We start from the raw sequence: 20709 nt of genomic DNA, 5'->3' as shown, positions 1-20709 counted from the left end.
CCTTTATCGTATATATCAATATTACAAATGATTTTCAAGGGTTACACATGAGAGATAAATACATCAAAGACATAGAAATTAGTAAACTTGATAATGAAATTACTAACATAGTGAACAAAAACCAAAGTACCGAATTAGGTGGAAAACCTATGGTGATTGCTATAAAAAATGAAAACGGGCTAGTGTACAGAGAATTAATCACTTTCGGGCTTAGCTCCTATTTAGACATTGTTCAAAGTATTGCTAAATTAGGGCTAGTTGATTTATACGCTAATGACCTGAGCCCTAATAAGTATGATAGTTTATTTGTGTTTAATTAATTTTTTACAACCCTCTTGATTGAGGGTTTCTTTTCCTTTTTTACTTTCATCACTTTCACCATACTTAAACTCGTATTTTTCGATATATTTTAATAAATTCATTTTTATCTACTTCCTTTTATTACGTAGTTTTTTAGCCGCTCTTTTAGCCTTTGCAATTCCGCTAGGTTTGTGCGCTTTACGTCCACGCCCTTTGCCCATCTTCTGGAAAGGTCTAGCATCTTTTACATCTCGATTGAGTTCATCGTTATAACAAACTGGCACTGATTGTTTATTTTTAGATAAGCCGATTGACGACAAAATTACTTTCAATGCTTTTTTCATCATGTGATGATTTCCTTTTGTTTAAGAGTTAAGTTAAATCATATCGGGCGTTAATATGCCGATGATTTCTTTCGCTGGTTTACGGTTTCCATTCGCTGCGATGGTACGCGGGGCATCTATAGAGTAAATTTTGAAATGTTTAAAAATCTCTCTTGTAGTTTCATTATCGCTATTAGATATAATGGCGGTAGCGCCTTTCTTCACTGCGATATGTAATTGACAGGCTAGATCTTCGGTTAGAATGGTATTAAACCCACCAGCAGTGTAGCCAACAAAGCTATCATTTTTATTACCTGATAAATAAGGGGGATCACAGTAAATAACATCACCATCACCGGCGTAACCGATCGCATTATAATAGTGCCCACTAAACATCATAACGCTGTTAGTATTTAGTTTATTGCTAAAGTTTATTAGCTCAACTTTCGGGAAATAAATATTTTTATGCTTACCTTTTGGCGTGTTAAATTTTCCGTTTTTGTTATATCTACAAATGCTATTAAAACAATGGCGCATTAACCAAATAAATCGGGCGGCTTGTTCGACACTATCAAGATCAAGCGGATAGCAAGAATTGAATAACTCTCTCACTTCGTAATAATCTAAATCGCTATTAAATAATTCTTCTGTTTTATTTACTAATAGAGCAACATCATCATAAAGCCATTGGTAAACGTTAATTAAATCGGGATTATTATCACAAATAATATAGCTATCATAATTTGTATTAATAAATACATTACCGGCACCAACAAACGGTTCAATAAAGCGTTTTCCGCCTGGCAAATGTGCTAATAATTGCGGCATAATGCGTCCTTTACCGCCGACCCACTTTAAAAATGATTTTTCTACACGCATAAAAACCTCATAAGGCGCATAAGCGCCTTTTGTTATAATTGAATTTTTTCAAATTTAACGATTAGGTCGGAAGCATCGACTTTAGATACACCAACATGAGTTATAACAACAAAAATACTTGCATTACCCGCCCTAAAAAGTATGCGTTCACCGATTTTTAAACCATAGTTTTTAGACAAAGAAATAGTAGTGACTTTATGTTCAATAGCTAATTCGAGCTTTTCCGAGCTAATAGAAATTGTTTTAATTGTTTTATCCTTAAAGGTATCAAACATTGTTTTTTCTCCCGATTGATTTAAAAAATTATTTTCATTATTAATCGGTGAAGCAGGATCAAAGCCGACCCAAACTGCACCATCAGACCATTGAACACCACGGCCAAAATTATTTAAAATTGCATTCTTTAATGATTCATCAAACATTTAAACGCCCTTTCTTATCTTCAATTACTTTGCAATCAATACATAAATTGCACCCTTTTACTGCTTCACGCCTTGCTTGCGGAATGGGTTCGCCGCAAGCATTGCAATAAATTGATGACTCACCGCTATAGATTGGTCTATTTGAAAGTGCGCAATCGATTAATAGCTGGGTTTCGTCTTGTGCTTTGTCTAGTTGATCGGCATAATTCATTAATAATCGCCTCGCTGTTGCGCTTGGATTTTATTAGATTCCTGATCGATTAATTCGGCGGCCTCTGTAGCCGTTAAATTCTCATAACGAATCACTGATGCTATATTATTTAAACGAGCACAAAAAATAGCGCTTTGCTCTTTCTTCTGCTGATTCAGCGCAATTAATAATTCATTTTTCATTTATGCCACCTGTTCAGTATTTGATTTAGTTTTAAAGTCATCTTCATTACAAAACTTAAAAGCAACTAAAATTGATTTAATTCTGATTAAGCCTCGATATAGTTTTTCTATTTCAACGTCATTTAGTTGCGTAGAATCGCTAACGTCTCGATTTATTCCTGATGCTAAAAGTAAATATTTTTGCTGGCCGGCTTTTAAATTATCAAATACAGCCCGTGCCTTAATTCGATTATCGTTAATCATGCTTAATAAACTTTTAGCATGATTAAGCCTGTGTATTCTTAGTTCGTAATCTTGCTTAGTTTCTTGAATTTGCATTTTGCGGCACTCCAAAAACGAAAAGATTTTGGCATCTGGTTTAAGTGTTGACCTTTCGGCGTTTCTATCCAACCTTTAGGGTTGTGGCGATTTAAGAAAACCTTTATACCGATTTGAGATTCGGCATATTTTGAAGTTAGTTGAATTGTTTCGATCATGAATTTACCTATAAAGTAACTGTTAAATTGTCTTTATTTAACGCCTCTGCAACCAACTGAGCGTTATTAATGAGGACTAAAGATTTTTTACCGGCAATTTTTTTTGATCTAACGGGCAACAAACCTTGTTTCACATAACTTTTTATGGTGTTAATTTCCATGCCTGAAAGCTCTGAATATCTTGCAATAGTGACGTAAGCACCGCCAAAAGATGTTGATAAATCTTGATTCATAGTGCATTATTCCCCTTTTTAGATACCTATATTAATTTGTATTGATATTAAACATTACCTATTTGGTATTTTTTAAAATATACTTTACCTTAAAGGTAATTGTCAATACCTTTTAGGTTTTATTTTCTTTTTGGTAATTCTAGAGGTTAATATGATTCAGTTTGATAGTGCCAAAAATATAATAGACAGAATGATTAGTGCTTATAAATTAAAAACGATGAAGGCGCTTTGTGAAAATTTTGGTGTTGGTATTAGCGTTTTAGCTAATAGGGTGGTTAGAAATACGATTCCAGCAGAATATATAATACAGTGTGCTTTAGAGACTGGAGCAGATCTTCAATGGCTTTGCTCTGGACAAGGAGAATCTGGTATTGATGGCGTAAAAGTCGTAAAAAAGATAGTTTTATCTGATGAAATACTGGAAAAACTGGAGCGTTTAAACTCTCTAAAAGAAAAAGGGGCAATTACCTTAGAAGAGTTCAATATATTAAAAGCTAATCTTATTTAATGTTTGGAAAAATAATATGACTATTATTGAATATTTATTAAAAGCAATTGAGGACAAAAATGAGTTAACGATCATTTATCACGAGGGGGCGAAACCTGGTAGTACAAGGAAAATAATATCACGTAGTATCGAGGGTGATACATTAAAAGCCGTTGATACAGCAGACAATAGAGTGAAATCATACAGCATAAGCAAAATAGAAATACTAAATGATATAGATGAAATAATAGCCTTTGAGACACACAATAACGATAAAAGAAATGAACCCACAAAAACGAATAATATCTTTAAACTAAATCATTTACTCTCAACTGAAACATTTATAATTTTTTTTATAACCATATTTTCCTATTTTATGGTCTACTCTTATGAATTTGGTTATGCAATATATTACAATATTAATATTCATTTTATTAACATTAGTCTCTTTATGTTTTTTCATATACTTTTATTTAATATCTTATTTCCTTTTTTTTGTGTAATAATTATTTCATATATATTTTTCAAACTTAGTAAGCTTGTAAAACTAAAAAAATCAATCCAATATGAAAAATATATTCTAGATATCATATTTCTTTTGTTTATTATATTATTGAGCATATCCAAGATATCAAAAAGCGCAAAACTTGAAATATTTTTATTGACATTCACTAATATTTTAACAGTTTTAATTTTCCCGATTGTATATTTTACGTATGTAAAAGACAAAGCTAACATAGAAAAACTTAAAACATATATTTGCATATGCATTATGTATGTGTTTTTTTTCGTATGGATTGGTTATTCTAATGCGAAATTACTTACAACATTTGATTCATTCACTTTTAATAACAAACTTTATGCGGTAATTAGAATATATAATAACACAATAATAGCTAGTGAAATTATTGATAATAATCTAGATAAAAATTTATTATATATTACTGATAATTTAGAAAAACCTTTAAGATTAGAAAAAATCACTTTAGATATTACAAGCAGATAGAATGGCGATACGAAAAAACGCAAAAACTAACAAATGGTTATTTGAAAAATATCTCGATGGTGGACGTAGACTTCGCAAGTCTTTTGCAACTAAGGGCGAAGCATTAGCCTACGAAAGTTACATTGAAGAACAAGCTGCAACAAAGCCATGGATAGCTGATAAACAAGATCGTCGGCGTTTATCTGATCTGATTGAAATTTGGCATAACGCACACGGCAAGACATTAAGTGACGGTCAGAATGTTTATACAACTCTATTATTTATTGCAGAAAGCATTCAAAATCCTTTAGCCCCAAATTTCACATCAAAAGAATTTACCGACTACAGGACCAAAAGATTAAGCGGAGAAATATACCGTACAGAACGAGTTAAAATAGTAGCGCCTAGAACGCTAAATCTTGAACTAACCTATTTGAAATCCATGTTTAACGAGCTTATTAGGCTTGGTGAATGGACGTTAAAAAATCCCGTTGAACGAATACGACAATTTAGAATAGACGATCAGGAAATGGCGTACTTAACGCCAGAGCAAATAAAACTATTATTAGCTTCATCAGATGTTAGTAAAGCTAAAGACTTAACCACTATCATAAAAATATGTTTGTCAACGGGCGCAAGATGGAGCGAAGCGGAATCGCTAAAAGATTCGCAAGTTAAAAATCAATCAATAACTTATATCAAAACGAAAGGCAAAAAGAATAGGACAATCCCAATAGATAAAGCGCTATATGATGGAATACCCAAAAATAAAGGTTCATTATTTACGCCATGTTATTCTGCTTTTCGCTCTGCAATAAAAAGAGCTGAAATAGAATTACCCGATCGGCAATTATCGCATGTGTTACGTCATACGTTTGCAAGCCATTTTATGATGAACGGTGGCAATATTTTAGTATTGCAAAAAATACTTGGTCACACTGATATAAAAATGACTATGCGTTATGCACATTTTGCACCTGATCATTTCGAAGATGCAATAAAACTGAATCCATTGAGTAATATTTAAAGTGGCGATAAAATGGCGGTTAAGGTGATTTATATTGATATTTATTGATTGATATTGATTTCATAACTCTTTAATTTAAATATAAGTTATTGATTTCCAACGCTCAAACATAGAACTCTTAATCAATTGGTCGTGGGTTCGATCCCCCCACAACCCACCATTTCGAATTAATTGAATTGTCTTGATTTACTTGAGATTATTTGGGATTAATTTTAACTATCAAACTTAAACCATTAACTAGTTTAAAAATGGAATAATTACAATTCGAATAAAGCACTACTATCTGTTGTTAAGATTATTGTTAAATGTGGGCACTTCTCGTCTTTTAATATTCATCGTATTTACCTTTTTAGAAGTGGTTTACCTTACCTCTTAAAAAATGTACGAATTAATGCAGCCTATCAACATCTCCAGCCGCTTATAATTATTGTTGATAATGGTAATCGTCTAATAAATTATTTCATAAAATTAGCATTAAAGTGATCAATAAATGCACGAACATTTGTTCCAGAATCTTTATTGTTTGACCAGACTATAGAAACATCACGAACGGTACTCTGTGTATTTTTAAACCGGACTAATTCACCGCTATTTATATAATTATCACATATAGCTTCAGGTAAAAAAGCAATACCAACACTTTCAATACATAATTTTAATATCATACTTATAGAATTGAATATATGCTTATTTTTAATATTATTCATATCAAGGTTATCGTATCCATGCCAATACTCAATCTTTCCTGATGAAGGATATTTATATAAAAGAAATGTATTAAGATCATCGTTAAGTGTTGTTTTATATTGACTTGAATGAAAAACCCCCATTTTTAGCTCACCTATTTTCTTTGAAAATAGCCTAGAATCTGAAATTTTACCAAACCGAATAACAGCATCAAAACCCTCTTTTATGATATTAACTTTATCATCATCAAAATGTGCCTCTACTTCAATTCCAGGATATTTAATTAAAAATGAGATCAGTAAATCTTCAAATAATTCATTTATATTTGGCATTCCAATTTTTATTTTACCCGTATAGGATTTATTTTTTGGGGTCAAATTGATTTTCGCCAAATTGATCTCAGACATGATATTGATAGTATGTTTGAGTAACATTTCTCCATCTTCAGTTAATGATACATTTCTAGTATTTCTATGAAAGAGAATCGTTTTATATTCATGCTCAATTTTAGTGATCACTTTCCCCACTGCCGATGAAGTCATACCAAGAATAGTAGCAGCTTCTGTAAAATTTTTACTTTGGCTGACACAAAGAAAAACCGAAAGATCTTTTATCGAATGCATATTCTTCTCACGCTCAATTAGAGAATTTTTTTCTAAAATGTTATTCCATATTTTAACTTAAATAGAAGACCAATTGTATATATCATTATTGTCAACAAACAAGTTGGTATCTGAGTTTTATAAAATAAATGCTTACTTTTAAGTATAAAACTTATTCTGAATGTCAGTTGCCAACTGTAGTTTATTAAAATTTATATCAATAATTATACTTAAGGAGCTATAAAATGACTGAAAAATTCCCTTACTCAGGAAAAGAGTTTTTAATAAAAATGGATAATGGTCTAGAAGTTAAGAACTCTTACGACAGCGATAAAAATATCATTCAAGTCGAGTTTTTAAATGGAGATTTACAGGGTACAGTTATGCAAGTGCCTTTTCAATGGCGATTATTATCAGATGGCTATCTGATGATTTCTTGGCAAGAATCCGATAACAATACAGTTGTACATTGCGATAATTTTGAGAAAAAAATTTCATATGCATACTACACAACAATGGGGGGGGATTTTTATGTAATGGAAGGTAAAATCTCCCAACTATAAAACTTACATATCAATGCCTTGAATGTTAGTAAATAACTAACTAGATATATAACTTAAATAAATAATAAGGAATTTATTGTGGCAATCTCTATCAAAAAATTAAGTATATTTTTAATACTTGGATTAATTTCATTATACCTATCCATATCCAAGCAAGTACCGAATGACTGGAGGATCTATCTTGTTGACTGCTGTTTTTAATTTGATTTAATATTATACATAACGCTATTTTGTTAACTTTCACCCTGTTAACTACCCTTTTCAATCATAAAATCACCCTAAATTTAACATCTAGGTGCGAATTCAGATTAAAAAAGGTGTTATAAAGTATTTTATATTTAAGCCATTTCCCTAGGAGATGATTGTATATCACTCATAACCTAGGTTAACATTGTTAGCTTAAAAAATTTAACTTCTATTTTAACATCTTATTCGTCGTTATTTATTGTAGATTCAAGTTACGTTCATAACAAGAATCTAACTTTAAATTGCTCTAATTACAGCAAATAACCTGATATGATTAATAATAAAATTATTTTATTTGCTCCAGCCAATAATCAATTCGATCGGGTATATCACTAACAATTTGTCTCATTTTATTATCAGGTTTTGCGTTACCTTTTAAGCTATCTAATAAATAGAGATAAGCATCATCTAAAGCAGGTAGAATGATCGTTTCTTCTAATTCGGTAAGTTGATTATTTTCATGTTTTTCATTTAGAATTTTATGCTGCTTTTCTATATAGCGTCTTAAATTAGTATATTCATTGGTGATTAGTTTTGTACGGATTGGATCATTTAGCATCTCATCTAATTCAATTGCCATGATTTTAGCTTCAATTAGTCTTTTCATTATTAATACCTTAGTTTTGAATATTCGCCTCTTATCATACAGCTTGGTTTTTCTATTGCCAAAAGATAACGATAAAATAATGTTGACGGTTTATTGACGCCCTCTTCAATAATTTTAGCTAACTTATTAATTTAAAGTATACCACTCATATTTTGACATGAAAAAGCCGCCCTAAAGCGGCTTGTTAGCAATTAAAAGATTATGATACGATATTATTACTTATTGTTTGTGGTGGCACTTGTGATGGTATTTGTGGGGCATTTTTTTGTCTATCTTTAGTGTTTGAAATACCCAATAAAACTCCCAAAATATTAGATATGATAGATAGGCCCAATGCAATCATTAGATGGGTTTTGTATTCGATATAATCATCTACATTTAAAATAGCGTAAAGAGCAAGAAGAGTAAAAGAAATAATGAATATCATAAGAACAACTGCGGTAACAATGCTGGTTAAAACACGCCCTTTAGGCGCAACAGAACCTGCAACATCAACCATTGCCATGTAAACTAAGCCTGATGTAATTGCACCAACATATAAAGATAATAGAAAAGATTCTTTTTCAAGCATAGCCAAAACTGTGCCTAAAAATAAAAACTTTACCATAATGAATGTAATAAGCAGGGCTGGCAATAAAGAAATCCATCTCAATATCGGTGACCAGTTTTTCATTAATATCAACCCGCCATTTTCATCATAACCGAGTCTGTTTTGTTTGGTTTTGGTTTTAGTTTTGTTTATCATCATTAAATCCATCAAATAAAATATGTGGTATCGCATCTTAAACTAATTTATTTTTTTGTAAATAATAGGCAGATAAATATTAATAATTTTTTATCATTGTAATTTAAAAAAGTGTTAAAACATGAACATTATTATATAAATAAGTACATTATATTATTGGAAATATTTGCTTGTTTAATAAAAATAGGCAACGCAATTGGGTTATTTAGATGATTAGAAGTAGACGATATGAAAAAAACCTCGAGTTATATCGAGGCTTGTCAGTATTCTAGGCTTCTTAGAGCTTTAATTTAAAGATTATAGCTTAGCTTTTACATCATCAGCGGCAGTGGTTACCGCTTTTCCACCACCTTCAATATCCTCGCCAGCACCAGCGATGGTATTACAGCCAGATAAAAATATTAACGATGTGATAAAAATCAAAATCATTTTTTTCATAATTCAACTCCTCAATTAAGAACGATAGTAGACAAATATAATTGCAAATAAACTATTGAATTACAATATCATATGATTAAAATAGCTTTTATCGTTAACTTTTTAGAGTTGATTACTAACTAACAGGCGTGACCTATATATTATTTATTTTTTTGAATAAAATCCCAAAAATATCAATTTTATTTTGACAAAACCATACAAATCATAGGATTATAATACCAATATAAAAACAAAGGTTTTATATCACTAAAATAATTAAGGAATAAATATGAAATTAAAATTAACGCTAGTGGCAATAGCTTTAGGTTTAGCAAGTACAGCAAGTTATGCTCATAAAGCTGATGATATTATCATTAGAGGTGGTGCGGTGTATGTACACCCTAAAACCAGTAGTGATGCAGTTAAAATAGATGGCGCTAAGACAGATTTAAAAGCAAAGGCCGATCACGATACTCAATTGGGTTTAAACTTCCAATATATGGTGACAGATAATTTAGGTGTTGAATTACTTGCTGCAACGCCATTTAGTCATAAAATTAGCCTAAATAATGGCACTAACCTTGGTAAAGTTAAACAGTTACCACCAACATTAAGTTTAGTATGGTACCCGCTTGATTCAAATTATAAAGTACAGCCTTATATTGGTGCTGGTGTAAATTACACATTCTTCTTTAATGAGAAACTAAGTGGAGAAGCTAAAGACGCAGGATTTAATAATGGCCTTGATCTTGATTCTTCATGGGGCTGGGCTGCGCAAGTTGGTTTAGATTATTCAATCACTGACAATTGGCTAGTTAATGCGCAGGCACGCTATATTGATATAAAAACTGATGCAACAACTTACGCTGGATCACAAAAAGTTACGGCACGATATAAATTAAACCCTTGGGTTGCTATGGTAAGTATCGGTTATCGATTCTAAGATTTATTTACTCCTGGCTTAAAATGCAAAAATTAAGTCAGGAGCAAAATTGATTTAAACAATCCTTTCTAACTGTTTGTATTTGAGCGAACTAACGATAAAGTGCAACCGATTTAATACATTAACCTCTCCAGCGCCATCATCAAAATCTAAATACAGTAAATTTAACTTGGGATTAAGATCTCGCATCCGTTTTTCAACCCCTTTTGATACTACATGATTTGCAATGCAGCCAAATGGCTGAAAACTAATAACATTATCAATACCCTGCTCTGCAAATGTCATGATCCCAGCGGGAATTAACCAACCTTCACCAAATTGATTACTCAAGTTTAAAATATTTTTGGCTTTCGTTGCCATATCACGAAGATCGTGGAAAGGTTGATAATATTTAAACTGGCTAATTATTTTATTAGTTTGATTGATATATTTTTGTGCTATTTTTTCAAAAAAGAACATTAAGTAAGAAAGGAAACTTTTTTGAAGTAAATAGTTTTCAACATTACTATCATAATTGACAAAACATTGCGCAAAAAACTCCATCATCGAGGGAATAACCGGTTCAATCCCCTGCTCAACTAGCCAATCAACGCTGTGCTGGTTACCAAAGCTATTGTATTTAACATAAATTTCACCAACAATACCAATTTGTGGGCAATGCTTATTTGCTGTTTTAATTTGGTTAAAACTTTCTACAGCCTGCGCTAATAATGTAAATATCGCTTTCTTACCCGATTTAAGCATAATTAGTTGTTTTAGCTGCTGGGTATATTCGTCACGTAATTGCGCCGCCTGACCTTTTATTACTTCCCTTGGCGCAACCGCGTAATACATTTTTGATAGTGAATCTGCAAATAACATAGCAAAGAAAGTTGGCCCAAGCGATTTTAACCTATTCAATTTAAAACCGGGTTGTTGATGCTCATCCATATTACCATTACTCAATGATACGATAGGAATATCTTCAAAACCATTACTAATCATGGCTTTTTTTATTAATGAAAGATAACTACTCGCCCGGCATTGCCCGCCAGTTTGAGTAATACCAATTGCGACATTGTCGCGTTGATATTTACCTGAATGCAGCGCTTTAATAATATCGCCAACAATAATTGTTGCCGGATAGCAGATTTCGTTATTGCAATATTTTAATCCCCATTCTACCGAGCTTTTATCTGGTTTAGGTAAGGTTTCAAGTTTGTAGCCCGATAACGCAAAAATGGGGGGTAAAATAGGTGAGTAAAATTCTGAAATAAACGGCGCAAGGATCGTTCGCTGCGCTTTATCTTCACGACGAAATATGGCAATATTTTTGCGTTGTTTTTTTATTAAAGGTTGTTTGCTATTCATACGAATAGATTCAACAATAGAACGCAATCGTAATCGAACCGAGCCTGTCGCTGAAATTTCATCCACACGAATTATCGTACACGTTTTACCTGCGGCTTCTAAAATTGATTTACATTCATCAGTTACAATGGCGTCAGGGCCACAACCAAATGAATTAAGTTGAACGAATTGAATGTTCTTTGGTTGATTTGCAACGAAAGACGCCGCTGCGTACAACCGGTTTGGATAGCTCCATTGTGAGCAAATCTGTAAATCTGCAGATAGTGCATTAACGGTGCCAAGCACCGAATCCTCGGTGACAACGTCACAGCCAAGTGCATTGAGTATTTCAGGCGTTTTATGATTAATTAAACTATCAGCATGGTAAGGCCTTCCTGCTAAAACAAATACATCTCGGCCTGATTCTTTCGAATCATTGATAACTTGAGTTGCTTTTTGATAGAGTGCTTGTTTGTATCTCGCTTGTTCATCAATCGCTTTTGTAAATGCAGCTTCAAATTGTTGCTTCGGTATACCAAGTGTTCTTAAATAAGCAAAGCACCCCTTTTTGAGTAACTTAAGATCAGTAAAATTAATCACTGGATAATCAAATGGTATGCCATATTTTAACTCAGGATTAATGGCACTATTCATCACTTCTGAATAGCTACTCACTATCGGACAGTTATAGCTATTTACGGCATTATTAAATTCGCCAGACTCTAATACCACCATTGGCATAAAAATTCGATCAACGTTCTTTTCAGCCAATTCAATAATATGCCCATGAACTAATTTTGCCGGAAAACAAATACTATCTGACATCACGGTGCCTGCCCCTTTTTCGTAAATATTAATTGTTGAAAAAGGTGACAATGTCACTGATAAATTACACTCGGTTAATAATGTATGCCAAAATGGAAAGTTCTCGTATTGACCTAATACTCGCGGAATACCAATATTAAGTTTTGCATCATTAGGCTGATAATTAGCACGTTCAAATAATAATTCATTTTTATAATCGAACATATTAAATGAATCACTATCTTTAAGCGGATTATTACTTAAAAATCGTTCACATTTATTACCCGAATAATACCTTTGACCATTAGCAAAGCGATAAATCATGATATCGCAGTGATTCTCACAGCCTTTACAGCGAGACTCTTTAGCTCGGTTTTCCTCGGCTTTATGTAAGTTTTCAAGCCCAATAAACTGCGACGATTTTCGCTCTTTTAAGTAATTGTTTTTAGCAACTAATGCACTACCATAAGCCCCCATAAGTTCAGGGATATTAGAGCTTGATATTTCCACCCCGGTTAACTGTTCTAGCGCTCTAAATACGGCTGGGTTTTTAAATGTTCCGCCCTGCACGACAATATGTTTACCAAGCCTACTCATATCATGCAGTTTTAAGACTTTATGGATCGCATTTTTAATCACCGAAAAAGCAAGGCCTGCTGAAATATCACCGACCGAAGCACTTTCACGCAGCGCTTGCTTAACCTTTGAATTCATAAAAACAGTACAACGCGTACCAAGATCACAAGGACTACTGGATTGACATGCGGCATTTGCAAAATCGATGGTATTTGAGTTAAGTGATTTGGCAAAGGTTTCAATAAAAGAACCACATCCAGATGAACACGCTTCATTTAGTTCAATATGGTTAACAATGCCATTTGCGACAAAAATCGCTTTCATGTCTTGCCCACCAATATCCATAATAAACGAGACATTTGGCTCAATATGTTTTGCCGCGGCAAAATGTGCCATGGTTTCAACTAAACCATCATCAATTGCAAATGCAGCTTTTAATAACTCTTCACCATAACCCGTTACGCCAGTGCGAACAATATTAATGGATTTACCACTATTTGCGATCTCTTCTTTTAATACCTTTAATCCCTTTATTAACGCTGCAATAGAATGACCATTATTTGGCGCATAATAAGTAAATAATAATGCATTATCTTCACTAATTAATGTGATTTTTGTCGTCGTTGATCCACTATCGATCCCCAAATAAGCATCTGTTTTTTGATATTGAGACAACTCAATACGAGGGATCTGAATATAGCGCCGTTTGGTTTTCCAATCGTCAAAACTTAACGACTGATTAAATAAAGGTTTTAATCTAAATGATGCACTTTTCTCAGACTGACTGGACTGATTAAGCTTTGTAATTAACTCATCAATGTGTATTTCGCTACGTTCAATTTGATGAATTGCCGCCCCCCAAGCCGATAATAAGGTTGGGTGCTGAGTTTTAATACTTTGTTCTTCTGTTAGATTTAATGTTTCAAGTGCGGCTTTATTGAGCGTTGGAATAAATGAAAATGGCCCACCAATGAGCATTACTTTGGGAATAATATCGTAACCACGCGCTAAGGTATTAACTAATTGAATACAAACCGCATGGAGTACCGAGTAAGCGATATTTTCTTTAGAAACATTGCGGCTAATGAGGTTTTGTACGTCAGTTTTAGCAAAAACGCCACAACGAGAAGCGATAGGAAACACATGATCATGATTTTTAGCTAACTGTTCAAACTCTTGTACGGGCACATTAAGTAAACTTGCCATCTGATCAATAAACGCCCCCGTGCCACCTGCGCAGCTTCCATTCATGCGAATGTCGGGCGCTCTATCGGGAAAGAAAAAAATCATTTTACTGTCTTCACCACCAATATCTATTAGCGTTCTGACATCTGGATATTTTTGTTGCACAACTTCTGACGCGGCAACAACCTCTTGAATAAAGGCAATATCTGCTTTTTCAGAGATCCCCATTCCCGCAGATCCGGTTACTTTTACAGAAAGTAAGGCATTATTGCCGATCTGTTGTTTTATCTCATTAAGTAATTGAATAACGGTAGGCACAATGTAAGTATTATGACGAACATAATTAGTATAGATAAAATTATCTTGCTCATCTAGCACTACACATTTTGCGGTGGTTGAACCAACATCAAGACCAAGCCTAAATTTTTTTGACATAAAACAAACTCACTTTACAATATTTTTAGTTTTCAAAAAAGTAAAATAGCCAATTCATGCATCATCGATATTTTATTTCACTATCACATTTTTATCAATATAACGAAATAGATATTATTATAACCATTATTTATTGATTATAAACAATAAATAATGAGTAACACCAAGCATTCAGCGCACCTAATTCGATAACTGTTTGAATTTTAAATCGATCAATTACTCTCATACAAATCCAACAAATATGTTACACTGACACTTTGCTTATAATTGTGAACTTAACATGACTACCGATGATTTTTCATCTTTTGATTTAAATGAGCTAATTCTAAAAGCACTTAGCTTGCAAAACATTACTGCGCCGACAACAATTCAAGCGCAAACTATTCCTTATGCACTTGATAATCGTGACATTTTAGGATCTGCGCCAACGGGAACAGGTAAAACCTTAGCCTATTTAATTCCAGCAGTGCAGCATTTACTCGACTTTCCTCGTCGCCAACCTGGGCCTCCGCGCGTTTTAATTTTAACGCCGACAAGAGAGCTGGCGATGCAAGTTGCTGAGCAAACTAAATTATTAACCCAGTTTACCTCATTAAGTACTGCAACGATTACAGGCGGCGTTGCCTATATGAATCACGCTGAAGTATTTAGTAAAAATCAAGATATCGTTATCGCAACAACGGGTCGCCTACTTCAATATATCAAAGAAGAAAACTTTGATTGCCATGCAGTTGAAATGCTTATTCTTGACGAGGCAGATCGTATGCTTGATATGGGATTTGCCCAAGACGTCGAAACGATCTCAGCAGAAACACGCTGGCGAACTCAAACTCTTCTATTTTCGGCAACATTAGAAGGAAATGATGTCCATGAGTTTGCCCAAAGAATTTTACAAGAGCCAGTTGAAATCAAAGCGGATCCTTCGCGTAAAGAACGTAAAAAAATCTTACAATTTTATTATCGTGCTGATGATATTGAACATAAAACGGCATTATTAATTCATTTATTAAAACAAGACGATGTAACAAAAAGCGTCATTTTTGTTCGCAAGCGTGAACGTGTTCATGAATTAGTGACTTGGTTAAACAATGCCAAAATTCGCACCTGTTACTTAGAGGGTGAAATGGTACAAGCTAAACGCAATGAGGCAATTAAGCGCATGGCGAATAATACGGTCAACATTTTAGTTGCAACTGACGTTGCATCAAGAGGACTTGATTTTGACGACATTAGCCATGTATTTAATTTTGATATGCCAAAAACTGCTGATGTTTATCTACATCGCATTGGCCGCACGGCAAGAGCAGGTAAAAAAGGTACAGCGATTTCATTAGTTGAAGCTCATGATTATGATTTACTGAAAAAAATTGAACGTTATATCAAAGAGCCATTAAAGCTACGTATTGTTCATGAGTTAAGACCGAAAACTAAGGCTCCAGCCGTCAGTAAAAAGAAAAAAATATCAGAAAAAGCTAAGACGAAGAAAAATGAAAAAAACCAAGAAGTGAAGAAGAAAAAAGTACGGGAACGCGATACTAAAAACATTGGGAAACCAAAGAAAAAATTATCAATAAGCAAAACTTAATAGTTATAACTTATACAAACAATTGTTTTTACCATGTTTGATAATTTGATTTGAACGTTATAATAGCTACATCTTTCAGATTTATAAGTTAGATATCGTTAATAATAATGTTTTTATAAAATCGTACAAATATAATATAGAATAGTTAAGGAGACGTACCATGGTATTAGTTACTCGCAAGGCACCTGATTTTACTTCATCTGCAGTATTAGGTAATGGTGAAATTGTTAATAATTTCAATTTTTCAAGTTTTACTAAAGGTAAATATGCGGTTGTTTTCTTTTGGCCAATGGACTTTACGTTTGTTTGCCCATCTGAAATCATTGCTTTTGATCACCGTTTAGAAGAATTTAAAAAACGTGGTGTTGAAGTGATTGGTGTGTCAATGGACTCAGAATTTGTTCATAACGCATGGCGTAAAACGCCACAAGACAAAGGTGGTATTGGTGAAGTAAGATTCCCTATTATTGCTGATGTTAAACATACTATTATGCAAGCTTACGGTATTGAACATCCTGATGTTGGTGTTGCTTTACGTGCTTCATTCTTTATTGATAAATCTGGCATCGTTCGTCACGAAACAGTAAATGATTTACCTATCGGTCGTAACATCGATGAAATGTTACGTATTGTTGATGCTTTCCAATTCCATGAAGAACACGGTGAAGTTTGCCCTGCACAATGGACTAAAGGTAAAGCGGGAATGAAAGATAGCCCAGATGGCGTTGCAAGCTTCTTAAAACAGCACGCTAACGACCTATAATTTTTAATCAATATTGCAAGAACCGGAAATTAATTTCCGGTTTTTTTTATTATAAACCGGCTTTAATAGTTCGTTATTATTTTGTTGTAACATATCATTATAGCGTAAAAAAATTACGATTATCGTTAGTCTAATTTTAAAACTCACTTTGCCAATTTAACGCATAAAAATACAGGGTGAAATAATTAGTTAACTGCCGTTTTATATGCTAAAATACGCAACAATAATCACATCTGTAATCAATTGATTTTTAACAACTTACTCTTTTATACTATAATTTAATTATGATTAATATTTCTCCTACGATTGGATTTGTCAGCCTTGGCTGCCCAAAAAATTTAGTTGATTCAGAAAGAATACTGACTGAACTTAGAACCCAAGGCTATCAAGTTGTACCTAGCTATGATAATGCAGATCTTGTTATTGTTAATACCTGCGGCTTTATTGATAGCGCGGTACAAGAATCACTTGAAGCTATTGGTGAAGCACTTAACGAAAATGGCAAAGTAATTGTTACTGGGTGCCTTGGCGCAAAAGAAGATCAAATTCGTAAAATTCACCCTAAGGTACTCGAAATATCGGGCCCTCATAGCTATGAGGCAGTATTAAGCCATGTCAATAAGTACGCACCAAAACCAACTTATGATCCTTATACAAGCTTAATTCCTGCTCAAGGTGTTAAATTGACACCAAAGCATTATGCCTATTTGAAAATTTCGGAAGGCTGTGATCACCGATGTACATTTTGTATCATTCCCTCGTTACGCGGTGATATGGTTAGCCGGCCAATTGGTAATGTGCTTGATGAAGCGAAAAGACTTGCTGATAGTGGCGTAAAAGAATTGCTAGTTATTGCTCAAGATACGTCTGCTTATGGTATCGATATTAAAAACCGAACGGGTTTTTGGAACGGTATGCCTGTTAAAAGTGATATTCAAACTCTGAGTGAACAACTATCATCATTAGGTATATGGGTTAGGTTACACTATGTTTACCCTTACCCACATGTTGATGACTTGATCCCATTAATGGCTGACGGAAAAATACTGCCGTACCTCGATGTTCCCTTGCAGCACGCAAGCCCAACTATTTTAAAATCAATGAAAAGGCCTGGTTCTATTGAACGTACCCTTGAGCGTATTCATAAATGGCGTGATATTTGCCCTGACATTACGCTACGTTCAACATTCATTGTTGGCTATCCCGGCGAAACTGATCGTGATTTTGATATGTTACTAAACTTTTTAGATGAAGCTAAACTTGATCGCGTTGGCTGCTTTACCTATAGCGCAATCGAAGGCGCGGCAGCTAATAATTTAGCAAATCAAATACCTGAAGATGTTAAACAAGAACGTTTTCATCAATTTATGCAGTTACAACAAGCGATTTCAACAGAAAAGCTTGCCAATAAAGTTGGAAAAACATTACCGATTTTAATTGATGAAGTTGATGAAGAAGGCGCGATCGGCCGTAGTATGGCTGATGCTCCTGAAATTGATGGCGTTGTTTATTTAAATGAAGAGTTTTCAGTTAAAGTTGGCGATATCGTTGATGTCAAAATTGAGCATTCAGATGAATATGATCTTTGGGGCACGGTAAGTAAGTAACTCGCAGATATGATAAAACAAGCCTATCGTAAAGAAGTTAATATCATTGTTAAATTGGCAATCCCAGTTATTGTCGCTCAGCTTGCGCAAACTGGGATCACCTTTGTCGATACGATAATGGCTGGCCATTATAGTGCAACCGCACTATCTGGCGTTGCCATCGGCGCATCAATATGGTTACCTACAATTTTGTTTGGGCAAGGTCTACTCTCAGTCCTTACGCCTATTATATCAAATCTAAATGGCGCAGCTAAACGAGAGCAAATTGCCGATCATACTCGTCAAGGCTTAGTGATTGCGACTATTTTATCCATCTTTATGATGGCATTTTTATATAACTCAGATAAATTAATTGCCCTACGTAGTAGTATTGAAAATCCGATTGATCCTGAAATGGTTTATGTTGCAGTTCATTTTTTACGATCAATCATGTGGGGCGTACCTGGTTTCTTATTTTATTTGGTCTATCGTTTTCAATGTGAAGGCCTTTCTAATACTAAACCTGCTATGTTTATTATGTTTATTGCCTTAGTTGCTAATATTCCAATTAACTATGTACTTATCTATGGTAAATTAGGTTTTCCTGAGTTTGGTGGCATTGGCTGCGGAATAACAGCGGCGATTATCTTTTGGTTAATGTTTATTTTAATAAAATGTTTTACTCTATTTGCTGGTAGTCAAAAAGATATAAAAAAAACCCCCTTTACTCAGCTATTTCATCAAAGCATTATTAAACGAATTATGGTGCTTGGGCTTCCTCTTGCATTGGCTTATTTTTTCGAGGTGAGCTTATTTGCTATTATTGCCTTAATGATTGCGCCGTTAGGTAAAGAAGCGGTATCGTCTCATCAAATTATTTTTACCATCAGCAGTATGACATTTGCAATCCCTCTTTCATTAGGCGTTGCAACGAGTATTCGTGTTGGCTATTTGTTAGGGAATAAAAAGCCAGAATTAGCGAAACAAACCGCTAGAATCAGTTTAACCATTGCCATAATAAGCGCCCTAGCCGTTGCCGTTATGCTTGTGTTATTTAGGTCGATACTGATTGCTTGGTTTACCGATAATAGTGTGATTACGATTTTATGCATGCAATTAATTATCTTACTTGCAATCTATCAGTTATCTGATTATTTGCAAGTTACCGCAAGCAACGTGCTTCGTGGTTATAAAGACACCAAAAGTATTTTATATATTACGTTAATCTCCTATTGGGTTATAGGCTTGCCATTAGGTTATATATTATCATTTACGACGCTAATAACGACCCACCCTATGGGCGTTGCTGGTTTTTGGGTTGGTATTATCGTTGGCTTATCATTTGCGGCTATTTTATTAATCGCGCGTATGATTTATATTCAAAAGCAACCCGTTGATAAAATACTGGCACAAGCATCTAAATAATAGTATAAATTTTAAGGTAAAGATAAAGCCGTCAATTGCACCAATTTGGTTGTTTTATAATCAACCGCTCATTGGTGGCATAAAAAACAAGCTATTTTTAATTTTTTTACTTGCTAGAATCAACGAACAACGTTAATATTCTTTCTGTCTTATACGCCCGTAGCTCAGTTGGTTAGAGCATCACCTTGACATGGTGGGGGTCGGTGGTTCGAGTCCACTCGGGCGTACCATTTTAAACCCATCCCCTCTAATAGTTTGCAATACTTTTTATTTATCTTATTTATTATCTTGTGGTAAAACTCACGACTAATTTTATTTTTATGTTTTAATTATTTACCCTACCTCGCACTGACTTATTCCACTAATTTAATCAAAATTAAACCCATGTATCATAAATAGAACACATGAGCTTAACATGACCACAATCAACTACATAAAACAACTACCTATATTCGATTTCAATACAATGAGAATGACGTTATAAGCGATGATTCCTATATTATCGATGTAACAGAAAAAAGCAGTAAGGTTATGTATAAAGATGAAATGACAATTGAAATAGCTGTGTTTAAATAGCTAATTGATGCGATTTAACATGTTAAGTTTTTGTGTGATTAAACCTTGCTTGAATGCTTTAAATAGATTATCGTTATAGTTCATTTAAAATAACAATAATAATAAACCGT

At 33.7% G+C, this 20709-nt stretch carries 22 protein-coding genes and 1 tRNA gene; 11 read left to right on the top strand and 12 right to left on the bottom strand.

Features of this window, described 5'->3' with window-relative positions; genetic code table 11:
* Positions 1-47 precede the first annotated feature (47 nt).
* Positions 48-320 (top strand): hypothetical protein, encoded by a 273-nt coding sequence (locus RHO14_06920; GenBank protein ID WVD70087.1) that lies wholly within the window; start codon positions 48-50, stop codon positions 318-320.
* 108 nt (positions 321-428) lie between these two features.
* On the opposite strand, the gene RHO14_06915 is transcribed toward RHO14_06920, so the two are convergent.
* From RHO14_06915 to RHO14_06885, 7 genes are all read right to left on the bottom strand, one after another.
* Positions 429-647: a hypothetical protein gene (locus RHO14_06915; protein ID WVD70086.1), complete on the bottom strand. Its 219-nt coding sequence runs from the start codon at positions 645-647 to the stop codon at positions 429-431.
* 30 nt (positions 648-677) lie between these two features.
* On the bottom strand, positions 678-1502 hold the full coding sequence (locus tag RHO14_06910) for a Dam family site-specific DNA-(adenine-N6)-methyltransferase (protein WVD70085.1): 825 nt from the start codon (positions 1500-1502) through the stop codon (positions 678-680).
* 32 nt (positions 1503-1534) lie between these two features.
* Positions 1535-1924 carry a hypothetical protein gene (locus RHO14_06905; GenBank protein WVD70084.1) on the bottom strand — a complete coding sequence of 130 codons (390 nt, stop codon included), beginning with the start codon at positions 1922-1924 and terminating at the stop codon, positions 1535-1537.
* A complete protein-coding gene (locus RHO14_06900) occupies positions 1917-2135 on the bottom strand; it encodes a TraR/DksA C4-type zinc finger protein (GenBank protein ID WVD70083.1) in 219 nt (72 codons plus the stop codon). Before RHO14_06900 ends, RHO14_06905 begins: the two co-directional genes overlap by 8 nt.
* Entirely contained in the window at positions 2135-2317 is a 183-nt protein-coding gene (locus tag RHO14_06895; protein ID WVD70082.1) for a DUF2732 family protein, read from the bottom strand. The genes RHO14_06900 and RHO14_06895 overlap by 1 nt, the downstream gene beginning before the upstream one ends.
* Positions 2318-2635 (bottom strand): hypothetical protein, encoded by a 318-nt coding sequence (locus tag RHO14_06890; protein ID WVD70081.1) that lies wholly within the window; start codon positions 2633-2635, stop codon positions 2318-2320.
* Between the two features lie 166 nt (positions 2636-2801).
* The gene (locus RHO14_06885) at positions 2802-3026 is read right to left on the bottom strand and encodes a hypothetical protein (GenBank protein ID WVD70080.1); all 225 of its coding nucleotides are present in this window, start codon (positions 3024-3026) and stop codon (positions 2802-2804) included.
* A 151-nt stretch (positions 3027-3177) separates the two neighbouring features.
* Here RHO14_06885 and RHO14_06880 point away from each other — a divergent pair, with 151 nt between their 5' ends.
* From RHO14_06880 to RHO14_06870, 3 genes are read left to right on the top strand one after another with little or no spacing between them, the layout of a single operon-like run.
* Positions 3178-3534, top strand: a complete 357-nt coding sequence (locus RHO14_06880) for a helix-turn-helix domain-containing protein (GenBank protein WVD70079.1) — start codon at positions 3178-3180, stop codon at positions 3532-3534.
* A gap of 16 nt (positions 3535-3550) precedes the next feature.
* A complete protein-coding gene (locus RHO14_06875) occupies positions 3551-4519 on the top strand; it encodes a hypothetical protein (GenBank protein WVD70078.1) in 969 nt (322 codons plus the stop codon).
* Between the two features lies 1 nt (position 4520).
* Positions 4521-5525, top strand: coding sequence for a tyrosine-type recombinase/integrase (locus RHO14_06870; GenBank protein ID WVD70077.1), 1005 nt, complete (start codon positions 4521-4523; stop codon positions 5523-5525).
* Between the two features lie 455 nt (positions 5526-5980).
* Here the strand turns inward: RHO14_06870 and RHO14_06865 are convergent, their stop codons facing one another.
* Positions 5981-6835: a LysR family transcriptional regulator gene (locus tag RHO14_06865; GenBank protein WVD70076.1), complete on the bottom strand. Its 855-nt coding sequence runs from the start codon at positions 6833-6835 to the stop codon at positions 5981-5983.
* 224 nt (positions 6836-7059) lie between these two features.
* On the opposite strand from RHO14_06865, the gene RHO14_06860 reads away from it, so the two are divergent.
* Complete coding sequence (locus RHO14_06860; GenBank protein ID WVD70075.1) at positions 7060-7377, top strand: hypothetical protein; 318 nt, start codon at positions 7060-7062, stop codon at positions 7375-7377.
* A 532-nt stretch (positions 7378-7909) separates the two neighbouring features.
* Here the strand turns inward: RHO14_06860 and RHO14_06855 are convergent.
* The 3 genes from RHO14_06855 to RHO14_06845 form a co-directional block, all read right to left on the bottom strand.
* A complete protein-coding gene (locus RHO14_06855) occupies positions 7910-8230 on the bottom strand; it encodes a hypothetical protein (protein ID WVD70074.1) in 321 nt (106 codons plus the stop codon).
* A gap of 199 nt (positions 8231-8429) precedes the next feature.
* The gene (locus RHO14_06850; GenBank protein ID WVD70073.1) at positions 8430-8978 is read right to left on the bottom strand and encodes a hypothetical protein; all 549 of its coding nucleotides are present in this window, start codon (positions 8976-8978) and stop codon (positions 8430-8432) included.
* A gap of 294 nt (positions 8979-9272) precedes the next feature.
* Positions 9273-9413 carry a lipoprotein gene (locus tag RHO14_06845; GenBank protein WVD70072.1) on the bottom strand — a complete coding sequence of 47 codons (141 nt, stop codon included), beginning with the start codon at positions 9411-9413 and terminating at the stop codon, positions 9273-9275.
* A 268-nt stretch (positions 9414-9681) separates the two neighbouring features.
* On the opposite strand from RHO14_06845, the gene RHO14_06840 reads away from it, so the two are divergent.
* The gene (locus tag RHO14_06840) at positions 9682-10335 is read left to right on the top strand and encodes an OmpW family outer membrane protein (GenBank protein WVD70071.1); all 654 of its coding nucleotides are present in this window, start codon (positions 9682-9684) and stop codon (positions 10333-10335) included.
* Between the two features lie 54 nt (positions 10336-10389).
* Here the strand turns inward: RHO14_06840 and RHO14_06835 are convergent, their stop codons facing one another.
* Entirely contained in the window at positions 10390-14664 is a 4275-nt protein-coding gene (locus tag RHO14_06835; GenBank protein ID WVD70070.1) for an acyl-CoA dehydratase activase-related protein, read from the bottom strand.
* 280 nt (positions 14665-14944) lie between these two features.
* Between RHO14_06835 and srmB the strand changes: the two genes are divergently transcribed.
* The 5 genes from srmB (at position 14945) to RHO14_06810 (ending at position 20253) form a co-directional block, all read left to right on the top strand.
* Positions 14945-16249 carry an ATP-dependent RNA helicase SrmB gene (srmB, locus tag RHO14_06830; GenBank protein ID WVD70069.1) on the top strand — a complete coding sequence of 435 codons (1305 nt, stop codon included), beginning with the start codon at positions 14945-14947 and terminating at the stop codon, positions 16247-16249.
* A gap of 160 nt (positions 16250-16409) precedes the next feature.
* Entirely contained in the window at positions 16410-17012 is a 603-nt protein-coding gene (locus RHO14_06825) for a peroxiredoxin C (protein ID WVD70068.1), read from the top strand.
* Between the two features lie 284 nt (positions 17013-17296).
* Positions 17297-18619, top strand: a complete 1323-nt coding sequence (gene rimO / locus RHO14_06820) for a 30S ribosomal protein S12 methylthiotransferase RimO (GenBank protein ID WVD70067.1) — start codon at positions 17297-17299, stop codon at positions 18617-18619.
* A 9-nt stretch (positions 18620-18628) separates the two neighbouring features.
* On the top strand, positions 18629-20023 hold the full coding sequence (locus RHO14_06815; protein ID WVD70066.1) for an MATE family efflux transporter: 1395 nt from the start codon (positions 18629-18631) through the stop codon (positions 20021-20023).
* A 153-nt stretch (positions 20024-20176) separates the two neighbouring features.
* Positions 20177-20253: transfer RNA gene (locus RHO14_06810), tRNA-Val, on the top strand.
* Positions 20254-20709 lie beyond the last annotated feature (456 nt).

This window comes from Orbaceae bacterium lpD04 (genome assembly GCA_036251935.1).
Taxonomy (GTDB): Bacteria; Pseudomonadota; Gammaproteobacteria; order Enterobacterales; family Orbaceae; genus Orbus; species Orbus wheelerorum.
This window is presented reverse-complemented; position numbering and strand designations above follow the sequence as displayed.